This window comes from Streptomyces sp. NPDC058576 (assembly GCF_042718715.1).
GTDB lineage: Bacteria > Actinomycetota > Actinomycetes > Streptomycetales > Streptomycetaceae > Streptomyces.
The window spans coordinates 106,721-118,493 of sequence record NZ_JBHXPF010000020.1; the positions used below are offsets into that span (position 1 = coordinate 106,721).

Genomic DNA, 11,773 nt, shown 5'->3' on the forward strand with positions numbered 1-11,773 from the left:
CCGTGTGGGCAAGCTCACCATTGGGGACGGGTCGTACGGCCGTGTCGGTAGTCCCTAAACTCAGCTTGTTTCGAGGAGGGAGTCATCGTGCGCAAGGTGCTCATCGCCAACCGTGGCGAAATCGCTGTCCGCGTTGCTCGGGCGTGCCGGGACGCGGGGATCGCGAGTGTCGCGGTCTACGCCGAGCCGGACCGGGACGCGCTGCATGTCCGGGCCGCAGACGAGGCGTTCGCCCTGGGCGGTGACACCCCGGCCGCCAGCTACCTGGACATGGCCAAGGTGCTGCGGGCCGCCGCGGACTCCGGGGCGGACGCGATCCACCCCGGCTACGGATTCCTGTCGGAGAACGCGGAGTTCGCCCAGGCCGTCCTGGACGCCGGGCTGACCTGGATCGGCCCGCCGCCGCAGGCCATCCGCGACCTCGGCGACAAGGTCGCCGCCCGGCACATCGCCCAGCGCGCGGGCGCCCCGCTCGTCGCGGGCACCCCGGACCCGGTCTCCGGCTCCGGCGAGGTCGTCGCGTTCGCCGAGCAGAACGGGCTGCCGATCGCGATCAAGGCCGCCTTCGGCGGTGGCGGGCGCGGCCTGAAGGTGGCCCGCACGCTGGAGGAGATCCCGGAGCTGTTCGACTCCGCGGTCCGCGAGGCCGTCGCGGCGTTCGGCCGGGGCGAGTGCTTCGTCGAGCGCTACCTCGACAAGCCGCGCCACGTGGAGACCCAGTGCCTGGCCGACCAGCACGGCAACGTGGTCGTCGTCTCCACCCGTGACTGCTCGCTCCAGCGCCGCCACCAGAAGCTCGTCGAGGAGGCCCCGGCCCCCTTCCTGACCCAGGCGCAGAACGACCAGCTGTACGCGGCGTCCAAGGCGATCCTGAAGGAAGCCGGCTACGTCGGCGCGGGCACGGTCGAGTTCCTCGTCGGCGCCGACGGCACGATCTCCTTCCTGGAGGTCAACACCCGCCTCCAGGTCGAGCACCCCGTCACCGAAGAGGTCACCGGCATCGACCTCGTACGCGAGATGTTCCGCATCGCCGACGGCGAGGAGCTGGGCTACGGCGACCCCGCGATGCGCGGTCACTCCTTCGAGTTCCGGATCAACGGCGAGGACCCGGGCCGCGGCTTCCTGCCCGCCCCCGGCACGGTGACCACCTTCGCCCCGCCGGCCGGCCCCGGCGTCCGCCTGGACGCGGGCGTCGAGTCCGGCTCGGTCATCGGCCCGGCATGGGACTCCCTGCTCGCCAAGCTCATCGTCACCGGCGCCACCCGCGAGCAGGCGCTCCAGCGGGCCGCCCGCGCGCTGGCGGAGTTCCAGGTCGAGGGCATGGCCACCGCGATCCCGTTCCACCGGGCCGTCGTCGCCGACCCCGCCTTCACCGCGGACCCGTTCACCGTGCACACCCGGTGGATCGAGACCGAGTTCGTCAACGACATCAAGCCCTTCGCCGCGCCCGCCGACGCGGACGCGGAGGACGAGGCCGGACGGGAGACCGTCGTCGTCGAGGTCGGCGGCAAGCGCCTGGAGGTCTCGCTGCCGTCCTCGCTGGGCATGAGCCTGGCGCGTACGGGCCTCGCGGCCGGCGCCAAGCCGAAGCGCCGCGCGGCCAAGAAGGCCGGCTCGGCCGCGTCCGGCGACTCCCTCGCCTCGCCCATGCAGGGCACCATCGTCAAGATCGCGGTGGAGGAGGGCCAGGAGGTCAAGGAGGGCGACCTCGTCGTCGTCCTGGAGGCCATGAAGATGGAGCAGCCGCTCAACGCGCACCGCTCCGGCACCGTCAAGGGCCTCACCGCCGAGGTCGGCGCCTCGGTCTCCTCCGGCGCCCTGATCTGCGAGATCAAGGACTGACCGCACGGCACGCTCCGAAGGGGCCCGGTCCGCGTCGTGACGACGTGGGCCGGGCCCCTTCGTCACAGTGGCATCCTGGAACCGACGAAGGGTCCGAGGGGTCCGTGTGGTCAGAGGGGTCCGAGGACCGAGGGAGGGGCGGAAGCCATGGCAGGGGCGATCCCGATGGAGACGAGCACGGCACAGCCGCCGGCCCGGCCGATGCGCGCGGACGCGCGCCGGAACCACGACCGGCTGGTGGGCGAGGCGCGCAGGTCCTTCGCCGAGCACGGTACGGACGCCTCGCTGGAGGACATCGCCCGGCGGGCGGGCGTGGGCATCGGCACCCTCTACCGGCACTTCCCGAACCGGGACGCCCTGATGAACGCGGTCTTCCAGGACGCCCTGTGCTCACTCCTGGACCGCTCGCGGGAGCTGGCGGCGGCGGAAGCACCGTGCCGGGCGCTGGTGGAGTGGCTGGGCGCGATCGTCACTCATGCGGGTGAGTACCGCGGCCTGGCGCACGGCCTGATGTCCGCCTCCCGCGACGAGACCTCGGCGCTCGTCCAGTGCCACCAGCCGCTCCGGGAGGCGGGCGCGGGGCTGCTGCGCCGGGCCCAGGAGAGCGGGTCGGTACGGGGCGATGTCTCGATCGACGACCTGCTGCAGCTGACGAACGCGATCGCGCTGGCCGCCGAACAGTCGCCGGACGATCCGGAGTTGGCGGAGCGGCTGCTGCGGCTGACGCTGCGCGGGCTGAAGTAGCGGCGTCTTCCGGGCCCCGGCGCTCGGCGTGCTCGGCCGCTGCACGGGGCTTGCTCCCCGCCCCGCCCCTTCCCGAACCCGGGGCTCCGCCCCGGACCCCGCTCCTCAAACGCCGGAGGGGCTGGAATGCGAACGAGGAGCGGGGGTTCGGGGGCAGTGCCCCCGATGTGGGCCTACCGCCGACGGAGGTCCGCCACCCGGGCCCGCTGCTCGCCCGGCACGTCCGCCAGTGTGGAGGTACTGCGCAACTGCGGTCCGAGGCCGCCGTTCTGCGTGCGCCGCTGACCCGGCAGCGGCATGTCCCGGCGGGGCTGACGCCCCGGAGGGGGGCCCTCCCCGCCGGACGCGTCCGCCTCCGGACCGGCCACCGTGATCTCCACGCCCTGGTCCGCCAGGGACTGGAGCTCGGCGGCGGCCCGCTCGTCGTGCAGCGGGGGCTCGTCGGTCACCAGGCGGGTGATCAGTTCGGTGGGCACCGTCTGGAACATGGTGTCCGAGCCGAGCTTGGTGTGGTCCGCCAGGACGACCACCTCCGCGGCGGCCTGCACGAGAGCACGGTCGACGCTGGCCGAGAGCATGTTGGAGGTGGACAGGCCACGCTCCGCCGTGAGGCCGCTCCCGGAGAGGAAGGCCCGGGAGACCCGCAGCCCCTGGAGGGACTGCTCGGCCCCGCTGCCCACCAGCGCGTAGTTGCTCCCGCGCAGGGTGCCGCCGGTCATGACGACTTCGACCCGGTTGGCATGGGCCAACGCCTGCGCCACCAGCAGGGAGTTGGTGACGACGGTCAGACCGGGGACCCGCGCGAGCCGGCGGGCCAGCTCCTGCGTGGTCGTGCCGGCGCCGACCACGATGGCCTCGCCCTCGCCGACGAGGCCCGCGGCCAGGTCGGCGATAGCAGTCTTCTCCGCGGTGGAGAGATGGGATTTCTGCGGAAAGCCGGACTCCCGCGTAAAACCGCCCGGCAAGACCGCACCGCCGTGCCGGCGGTCGAGGAGTCCTTCTGCCTCCAGTGCCCGCACGTCCCGCCGTACGGTCACTTCGGAGGTCTGGACGACGCGGGCGAGCTCACGGAGCGATACCGCCCCGTTGGCGCGCACCATTTCGAGGATCAATTGACGACGTTCTGCAGCGAACACGAAACTGACAGTAACCTGGCCGCCGGGGAGTTTTCAGCAGTTTGCGCCGAATAACAGAAGTTGTACTTCAAAGGGGCCTCCAAGTGGTATAGGAGGCCCCTTTGTTGTTCAGGGGTGATCGCCAAGCGGTCTCAGCACCGCCCGGACTGCCGGGGTTTGCCAGTGATGGTCCGGATTCCCGGCCCCTCAGCCCTCGCCGGTGAGCTTGCGGGTGTGCAACTGCCGGGCCACTTCGGCGATCGATCCGGACAGGGACGGGTACACGGTGAAAGCGTTTGCGATCTGTTCCACCGTCAGGTTGTTGTCGACCGCGATCGAGATGGGATGGATCAGCTCGCTGGCCCGCGGCGCGACCACGCAGCCGCCGACCACGATCCCCGTACCGGGGCGGCAGAAGATCTTGACGAAGCCGTCGCGGATGCCCTGCATCTTGGCGCGCGGGTTGCGCAGCAGCGGCAGCTTCACCACCCGGGCCTCGATCTTGCCCGCGTCGACCTCGGCCTGGCTGTAGCCGACGGTGGCGATCTCCGGGTCGGTGAAGACGTTGGCGGAGACGGCCTTGAGGTTCAGTGGGGCGACCGCGTCGCCGAGGAAGTGGTACATCGCGATGCGGCCCTGCATCGCGGCGACCGAGGCCAGCGCGAAGATCCCGGTGACGTCGCCGGCCGCGTAGACGCCGGGGGCGCTGGTGCGCGAGACCCGGTCGGTGAGGACGTGCCCGGAGTCCTTGAGCCGTACGCCGGCCTCCTCCAGGCCCATGCCCGCGGTGTTCGGGATCGCGCCGACCGCCATCAGGCAGTGCGAGCCGGTGATGACCCGGCCGTCGGCCAGCGTCACCTCGACCCGGTCGCCGACCCGCTTGGCGGACTGGGCGCGGGAGCGGGCCATGACGTTCATCCCGCGGCGGCGGAAGACGTCCTCCAGGACCGCGGCGGCGTCCGGGTCCTCGCCGGGCAGCACCCGGTCGCGGGAGGAGACGAGGGTGACGCGCGAGCCGAGCGCCTGGTAGGCCCCGGCGAACTCGGCTCCGGTGACACCGGATCCGACGACGATGAGCTCCTCGGGCAGCTCGTCGAGGTCGTAGACCTGGGTCCAGTTCAGGATGCGCTCGCCGTCGGGCTGCGCGTCCGGGATCTCCCGGGGGTGGCCGCCGGTCGCTATCAGCACGGCGTCGGCGGTCAGCCGCTCCTCGGTGCCGTCGGCGGCGGTGACGACGACCTGGCGGGAGCCGTCGGCGGCCTGGAGCCCGTCGAGCCGGCCCCGGCCGCGCATCACCCGGGCGCCGGCCCGGGTGACCGAGGCGGTGATGTCGTGGGACTGGGCGAGCGCGAGGCGCTTGACCCGTCGGTTGACCTTGCCGAGGTCCACGCCGACGACCCGGGCGGCCTGCTCCACGTGCGGGGTGTCGTCGGCGACGATGATGCCCAGCTCCTCGTACGAGGAGTCGAAGGTGGTCATCACCTCGGCCGTCGCGATCAGGGTCTTCGAGGGCACGCAGTCGGTGAGGACCGAGGCCCCGCCGAGACCGTCGCAGTCGACGACGGTCACCTCCGCGCCGAGCTGGGCGCCCACCAGGGCCGCCTCGTAGCCGCCGGGGCCGCCGCCGATGATCACGATCCGGGTCACGAAAAGTCCGCCTCGCGTTGGTAACCCGCGGCCGCCTGCCGCCCCGGCCGGGGGTCCGGGGGATCGCCCCGGGGGAATGCAGTACGTACTCCATTGTCCCGCACGCGCCAAAGTGCTTCGCCCCGGGGCCCTCCATACGGGGAAGAGGTCGCCCGCGTACGGGGAACGGCGCGTCGGCCGCGGCTGGACGGGGCGCCCGGTGCGGCCCCGCGACCCCGCCCCGCACTCCTCCGACCGGGGCCTTCGTCACAGGAACCGCCGCTCCCGCGCCCACCTCCCGTACCCTCGGTCCCATGTCGCTCTACGCCGCGTACGCCGGCAACCTCGACGCGCGGCTGATGACCCGCCGCGCCCCGCATTCCCCGATGCGCAGCACCGGCTGGCTCAACGGCTGGCGGCTGACCTTCGGCGGGGAGCAGATGGGCTGGGAGGGGGCGCTGGCCACCGTGGTGGAGGCGCCGCGCTCCCAGGTCTTCGTCGCGCTGTACGACCTGGCGCCGATGGACGAGGACTCCATGGACCGCTGGGAGGGCGTCGGCCTCGACATCTACCGCCGCATGCGCGTCCGGGTGCACACCCTGGACGGCGAGGAGCCGGCCTGGATGTACGTGCTGAACGGGTACGAGGGCGGGCTGCCCTCGGCGCGCTATCTCGGCGAGATCGCGGACGCCGCGGAATCCGCCGGCGCACCTCACGACTACGTGATGGAACTGCGCAAGCGCCCCTGCTGACCAGGGCGGACCCGGGCTCGGCCACTCCTCCTTCGTGCGAAGGCACAAAGACCTCCGACGTGTCTTTGCGCCCAGGCATCTACGCGCGTAGGGATTCAGCGGTTACGCTCGTCCGCGTGAACGCATCTGTTATTCCGGACAACATCCAGGGCGACCCGCAGGCCGCCGCCGCCGGGGCCGCCGCCCGCCTGCGCGAGCTGACCGGCGCCGAGACCCATGACGTCGCCCTGGTCATGGGCTCCGGCTGGGCGCCCGCGGGCGAAGCACTCGGCGTCCCGGAGGCCGAGTTCCCCGTGACCGAGCTGCCCGGCTTCCCGGCGCCCGCCGTCGAGGGCCACGGCGGCACGGTCCGCTCGTACAAGATCGGCGAGAAGCGCGCGCTGGTCTTCCTCGGCCGCACGCACTTCTACGAGGGCCGGGGCGTCGCCGCCGTCGCCCACGGGGTCCGTACGGCGGTGGCCGCGGGCTGCAAGACCGTCGTCCTGACGAACGGCTGCGGCGGTCTGCGCGAGGGCATGCGCCCGGGACAGCCGGTGCTGATCAGCGACCACATCAACCTGACGGCGGCGTCCCCGATCATCGGCGCCAACTTCGTCGACCTGACCGACCTGTACTCCCCGCGGCTGCGCGCGCTGTGCAAGGAGATCGACGACACCCTCGAAGAGGGGGTGTACGTCCAGTTCCCCGGCCCGCACTACGAGACCCCGGCCGAGATCAACATGGTCCGGGTCATGGGCGGCGACCTGGTGGGCATGTCCACGGTCCTGGAGGCCATCGCGGCCCGGGAGGCGGGCGCCGAGGTGCTCGGCCTCTCCCTCGTCACCAACCTGGCGGCGGGCCTGTCCGGCGAACCCCTCAACCACGAGGAGGTCCTCCAGGCAGGCCGCGACTCGGCGACCCGGATGGGCGCGCTGCTGGCGAGCGTGCTGGAGCGGATCTGATCCGACGCGCCGGGGCCGGCCGCGCCGCCGGCCCCGTCGGCGGGCCTCAGCGGCTCGCCCCGCGTTCCCTCCGCCCTGCCCGGCGTTCCCTCCGCCCCGCCCCGCGTTCCCTCCGCCCCGCCCGGCTTCCCTTCCGGCCCGCCCGGCTCCTTCCCAGCCCGTCCGGCGTTTGAGGACCGGGGTCCGGGGCGGAGCCCCGGTTTCGGGAGGGGGCGGGGAGGGGAACAGCCCGCGCAGCGGCCACCCCGGCCCGCCGGACGCCCCGCACCACCACCCCGCCCACCCCACCCGCACACCCCCCGAAAGGCGGCCCCCGTGCAGCACGACCTCATCGCGCAGGCCAGTACCTGGCTGGCCGAGGACCCCGACCCCGAGACGCGCGACGAGCTGGCCGCGCTGATCGAGGCGGGCGACGCCCAGGAGCTCGCCGCCCGTTTCGCGGGCACGCTCCAGTTCGGCACCGCCGGGCTGCGCGGGGAGCTCGGGGCCGGGCCGATGCGGATGAACCGGTCCGTGGTGATCCGGGCGGCGGCGGGCCTCGCCGCCTACCTGAAGGCCCAGGGCGAGGAGGGCGGGCTCGTCGTCATCGGCTACGACGCCCGGTACAAGTCGGAGGACTTCGCCCGCGACACGGCGGCCGTGATGACGGGGGCCGGACTGCGCGCAGCCGTGCTCCCGCGCCCGCTCCCCACCCCCGTACTGGCGTACGCCATAAGGCACCTGGGAGCCGTCGCCGGCGTCGAGGTCACCGCCAGCCACAACCCGCCCCGCGACAACGGCTACAAGGTCTACCTCGGCGACGGCTCGCAGATCGTGCCCCCGGCCGACGGCGAGATCGCGGCCGCCATCGCCGCGGTCGGCCCGCTGGCGGGCGTCGTACGCCCCGAGGACGGCTGGCAGACCCTCGGCGAGGACGTCCTGGACGCCTACCTCGCCCGTACGGACGCGGTCCTGGCCGCCGGCAGCCCCCGTACGGCACGGACCGTCTACACCGCGATGCACGGCGTCGGCACCTCCGTGCTGACCGCCGCGTTCGCCCGGGCCGGTTTCCCCGCGCCCGTGCTCGTCGCCGAGCAGGCCGAGCCGGACCCCGCGTTCCCCACCGTGGCCTTCCCCAACCCGGAAGAGCCCGGCGCGATGGATCTCGCTTTCGCCACCGCGCGCCGGGCCGCCCCGGACCTGATCATCGCCAACGACCCGGACGCGGACCGCTGCGCCGTCGCCGTGCCCGACACCGCCACGGAGGGCGGCTGGCGGATGCTGCGCGGCGACGAGGTGGGCGCGCTGCTCGCCGCGCACCTGGTGGAGCGGGGCGCCACCGGCGTGTTCGCCGAGTCGATCGTGTCGTCCTCGCTGCTCGGCCGGATCGCGGAGAAGGCGGGCCTCGGCTACGAGGAGACGCTGACGGGCTTCAAGTGGATCGCCCGGGTGGACGGCCTGCGGTACGGCTACGAGGAGGCGCTCGGCTACTGCGTCGACCCCGAGGGGGTCCGCGACAAGGACGGCATCACCGCCGCCCTGCTCGTCGCCGAGCTGGCCTCCGTACTCAAGGAGCAGGGCCGTACGCTGCTGGACCTGCTGGACGACCTGGCGCTCGTGCACGGCCTGCACGCCACCGACCAGCTCTCGGTGCGGGTGGAGGATCTCTCCGTCATCGCGAACGCCATGACCCGGCTCCGCGAGCAGCCCCCGACCGCCCTCGCGGGCCTCGCCGTCACCTCGGCCGAGGACCTGTCGCAGGGCACGGACAGGCTGCCGCCCACCGACGGGCTGCGCTACCACCTGGAGGGGGCGAGGGTGATCGTCCGCCCGAGCGGCACCGAGCCGAAGCTGAAGTGCTACCTGGAGGTCGTCGTCCCGGTGGCGGACACGGCCCGGCTGCCTGCCGCGCGGGCCCGGGGGGCCGAGCTGCTCGCCGGGATCAAGCGGGACCTGGCGGCGGCGGCCGGGATCTGACCGCACCGGGCCGGTTCAGGTGCGCATCAGGTAGGTGAAGCCGGTGTCGGGGCCCACGCAGGACTGGAGTGTGAGATCGCCCCAGAACAGGCCGTGGGCGGGGACTCCCCGTCCCGGAGTGAGATGGCGCCGGTACACCGTGTAGGTGAGCGTGCGGTGGGGTGTCTCGACGGTCACCTCCGTGCCGACCGGCAGCGTCGCGAACCGCTGGAATCCGCAGTGGTCGTGGCCGACGATCACGATCGTGCGCAGCGCATGGCCGTTCTCCTCGCCGAAGGCCGGGCCGGTCCAGTGCACCGCGTCCCGGCAGGCGTCGACGGTGTCCTGGTCGCCGCGGACCACGCGTGCCGACCAGGAGCCGATCCGCAGTGTGGTGCCCGGCCCGCGCCCGGCGGGCCGCTCGGCGTCGGGACCGGCGGGAGGGGTGGCCGCCGGGTTCGACGCGGTGCCGGGCCCGGGACGCGGAGTGCTCGGTGCGGAGGTCCTGGAGGGGGCGGGCGCCGGGCGGCCCGGGAGCGGCCCCGACCGGGTGGGGTGCTCGCCCGGTGTCGTCGAGGGGGTGACCCCGGCGGTGGTGCGGGCCGGATCGGGCGACGGCCCGGCCGGCGCGCCGGTCGCGGCCGGGGTGGCGGGGGTGGCAGGGGCGCCGGCCGCCGGGGTGGCCGGTTCGGATGCGGGTGCCCGGGAAGCCGCCCACGCGTCGGCCGGACCGGGTGCGGCCCCGGCCCCGGCGCAGGCGGCCAGGAGCGGGAGCGCCAGCGCGGCGACCAGCGGCAGGGCGGCGCGGGCGGCGGGCCCGCGGAGGTTCATCCGAAGCGACCGTTCACGTAGTCGGAGGTGCGAGGGTCCTGCGGGGAGTTGAACATCTCGTCGGTCGGGCCGTGTTCGACGATGACGCCGGGAGTTCCCTGTTCGGCCAGGAAGAACGCGCAGCCGTCGGAGACCCGGGCGGCCTGCTGCATGTTGTGCGTGACGATGACGATCGTCACCTCGCTCTTGAGCTCGTGGATGGTCTCCTCGATCCGCCGGGTGGAGGTGGGGTCCAGGGCCGAGCACGGTTCGTCCATCAGCAGCACACGAGGGCGTACCGCCAACGACCTGGCTATGCACAGCCGTTGCTGCTGACCGCCGGAGAGGGCGCCGCCCGGCTGGCGCAGCCGGTCCTTGACCTCCTTCCAGAGCCCCGCCTTGCTCAGGCACTCCTCGACGAGGTCGTCGCGGCCGTCCTTGGACGCCTTGAGGCCGTTGAGCTTGAGGCCGGCCAGGACGTTGTCGTACAAGGACATCGCGGGAAAGGGGTTCGGCTTCTGGAAGACCATGCCGATCTCGCGGCGGGCCCGGGTGATGCGGCGGCCTCGGTCGTAGATGTCCTCGCCGTCGAGCAGCACCCGCCCGGCCAGCGAGGCCGACCCGATGAGCTCGTGCATCCGGTTGAGGATGCGCAGGAAGGTCGACTTGCCGCAGCCGGAAGGGCCGATCAGCGCGGTGACCTGACGGGCGGGCATGGCGAGGGAGACCCGGTCGAGGACCTTGTGGTCGCCGAACCACGCGGAGACCGTCTCGGCTTCGAGGGTCGCCGCGGTGGAGCGGCTGATCGTCCGGTCCACCGCGGGCTGGACCAGGGTGTCGGTGAGGTCGGTCATGGGGCGGGCAACTCCTCGGCTCTCGGGGCGGATCAGGGGATTCAGAGCAGGTTGGGCAGCAGTCGGGTCGCGGCTCCGGCCAGGCCGACACCGAGCGCTCCGAGCACCGGCACGGCGGTGATCCAGGTCTGCCAGGTGCCCCAGACGCGAAAGGCCCAGGCGGCGAGCAGCGCGGCCGCGAGCAGCGCCTGGGACCAGAGGAAGACGGCGAGCCAGGCGCCGTTCTCGCCGGCGAGGGCCTCCTCGGCCGGACCGATCCAGCCGTTCGCGCTCTGGCGTGGCGGGCTGGGCTGCACGGGGGTGACCAGGGTGGCGTCGACGCGCAGGACGTCGGCGGGCGTGTACGGGGCACCGGTCGCGGTGATGAGCGTGAGCCGCCCCTGCCCCTGGGCGCGGGGCGCGGGCAGGTTGTCGCCGGGGCGGCGGACAGCGGTGACCTCGTACACCGCCTTGGCCTGTCCGGTCGTGACCTCGATCCTCGCTCCGTCGGGCAGCCGGTGGAGGGAGTTGAAGGGGCTGCCGTAGCCCCACTGGCGGCCCATGATGACCGAGGTGCCGGCCTGTCCGGGCAGCGGTGTGTCGCGGCGGTGTCCGGGACCCGACATCAGCACCTGGGAGGTGGTGCCTTCGCCGACGACCTCCCGCAGCCCCAGGGCGGGGATGCGCAGCAGCGCCACCGGGGCGCCCATCGCAAGGGGCTTGTCGTCGTAAGACCGCTGCCCCACGGGCGCGGTGCCGAGGGCGAGTTGCTTGCGCAGCTCGTCGTAGGCGACCTGCTGGTCCCGCGCGTGCTGGAGATGCCCGACGAGGGTGAGGTTCGCGGCGAAGCCGAGGAGGACCGCGGCCAGGACGCAGAGTGCCGCCCCGGCGAGGGCGAGGCCGGGGCGCGCGGCGGGCGGCGGGGGCCCCGGGCGTTTCGGGGGAGGGTCGTGGGGTGGCGGTGCCACCGCCGTGGGCGGGGGCGGGGTCAGCACGGTCACGGTGGCTGCGCTCCTGGCTGCGGAGGGGAGGGACGGGGCGGGTGGGTGGGGTGGTCGGGGGCGGGGGGGGGGCGGGGCCGGCGCCCCCCGCCCCACCCCCCCCCCGCCGGCCCCCCCGGCCGGGGGCGGGGGCGCCGCAACAGAGCAGGCCCAGGCGGCGGGCGGGGTTAACGA

The 11,773-nt window shown here is 73.6% G+C and carries 10 protein-coding genes; 5 read left to right on the top strand and 5 right to left on the bottom strand.

Annotation, left to right across the window (positions count from 1 at the left end):
- The first annotated feature begins 87 nt into the window (after nucleotides 1-87).
- Together ACFWRV_RS16815 and ACFWRV_RS16820 are read left to right on the top strand one after the other, a co-directional pair.
- Nucleotides 88-1,842 carry an acetyl/propionyl/methylcrotonyl-CoA carboxylase subunit alpha gene (locus ACFWRV_RS16815; protein WP_384334778.1) on the top strand — a complete coding sequence of 585 codons (1,755 nt, stop codon included), beginning with the start codon at nucleotides 88-90 and terminating at the stop codon, nucleotides 1,840-1,842.
- Nucleotides 1,843-1,989: 147 nt separating this feature from the next.
- The gene (locus tag ACFWRV_RS16820) at nucleotides 1,990-2,586 is read left to right on the top strand and encodes a TetR/AcrR family transcriptional regulator (RefSeq protein ID WP_384334781.1); all 597 of its coding nucleotides are present in this window, start codon (nucleotides 1,990-1,992) and stop codon (nucleotides 2,584-2,586) included.
- Nucleotides 2,587-2,759: 173 nt separating this feature from the next.
- Here the strand turns inward: ACFWRV_RS16820 and ACFWRV_RS16825 are convergent, their stop codons facing one another.
- Nucleotides 2,760-3,722, bottom strand: coding sequence for a DeoR/GlpR family DNA-binding transcription regulator (locus ACFWRV_RS16825; RefSeq protein ID WP_384334784.1), 963 nt, complete (start codon nucleotides 3,720-3,722; stop codon nucleotides 2,760-2,762).
- A 186-nt stretch (nucleotides 3,723-3,908) separates the two neighbouring features.
- Nucleotides 3,909-5,348 (bottom strand): NAD(P)H-quinone dehydrogenase, encoded by a 1,440-nt coding sequence (locus ACFWRV_RS16830; RefSeq protein ID WP_007458836.1) that lies wholly within the window; start codon nucleotides 5,346-5,348, stop codon nucleotides 3,909-3,911.
- 293 nt (nucleotides 5,349-5,641) lie between these two features.
- On the opposite strand from ACFWRV_RS16830, the gene ACFWRV_RS16835 reads away from it, so the two are divergent.
- From ACFWRV_RS16835 to ACFWRV_RS16845, 3 genes are all read left to right on the top strand, one after another.
- Complete coding sequence (locus ACFWRV_RS16835; RefSeq protein ID WP_007458837.1) at nucleotides 5,642-6,079, top strand: gamma-glutamylcyclotransferase; 438 nt, start codon at nucleotides 5,642-5,644, stop codon at nucleotides 6,077-6,079.
- 116 nt (nucleotides 6,080-6,195) lie between these two features.
- Nucleotides 6,196-7,020, top strand: coding sequence for a purine-nucleoside phosphorylase (locus ACFWRV_RS16840; RefSeq protein WP_205084749.1), 825 nt, complete (start codon nucleotides 6,196-6,198; stop codon nucleotides 7,018-7,020).
- 315 nt (nucleotides 7,021-7,335) lie between these two features.
- Nucleotides 7,336-8,976 (top strand): phospho-sugar mutase, encoded by a 1,641-nt coding sequence (locus ACFWRV_RS16845; RefSeq protein ID WP_384334790.1) that lies wholly within the window; start codon nucleotides 7,336-7,338, stop codon nucleotides 8,974-8,976.
- Between the two features lie 15 nt (nucleotides 8,977-8,991).
- On the opposite strand, the gene ACFWRV_RS16850 is transcribed toward ACFWRV_RS16845, so the two are convergent.
- The 3 genes from ACFWRV_RS16850 to ACFWRV_RS16860 are packed head-to-tail and all read right to left on the bottom strand — an operon-like array spanning nucleotide 8,992 to nucleotide 11,599.
- Nucleotides 8,992-9,786 carry a hypothetical protein gene (locus tag ACFWRV_RS16850; protein ID WP_384334793.1) on the bottom strand — a complete coding sequence of 265 codons (795 nt, stop codon included), beginning with the start codon at nucleotides 9,784-9,786 and terminating at the stop codon, nucleotides 8,992-8,994.
- On the bottom strand, nucleotides 9,783-10,619 hold the full coding sequence (locus ACFWRV_RS16855; RefSeq protein WP_384334796.1) for a phosphate ABC transporter ATP-binding protein: 837 nt from the start codon (nucleotides 10,617-10,619) through the stop codon (nucleotides 9,783-9,785). Before ACFWRV_RS16855 ends, ACFWRV_RS16850 begins: the two co-directional genes overlap by 4 nt.
- Nucleotides 10,620-10,660: 41 nt before the next feature.
- On the bottom strand, nucleotides 10,661-11,599 hold the full coding sequence (locus ACFWRV_RS16860) for a sortase (RefSeq protein WP_384334799.1): 939 nt from the start codon (nucleotides 11,597-11,599) through the stop codon (nucleotides 10,661-10,663).
- Between the last annotated feature and the right edge of the window lie 174 nt (nucleotides 11,600-11,773).

Bases quoted from the DNA above. Each gene is read 5' to 3' on its own strand.
- ACFWRV_RS16820 (WP_384334781.1), top strand. From the start codon at position 1,990: ATGGCAGGGGCGATCCCGATGGAGACGAGCACGGCACAGCCGCCGGCC.
- ACFWRV_RS16835 (WP_007458837.1), top strand. From the start codon at position 5,642: ATGTCGCTCTACGCCGCGTACGCCGGCAACCTCGACGCGCGGCTGATG.
- ACFWRV_RS16850 (WP_384334793.1), bottom strand. From the start codon at position 9,786: ATGAACCTCCGCGGGCCCGCCGCCCGCGCCGCCCTGCCGCTGGTCGCC.
- ACFWRV_RS16855 (WP_384334796.1), bottom strand. From the start codon at position 10,619: ATGACCGACCTCACCGACACCCTGGTCCAGCCCGCGGTGGACCGGACG.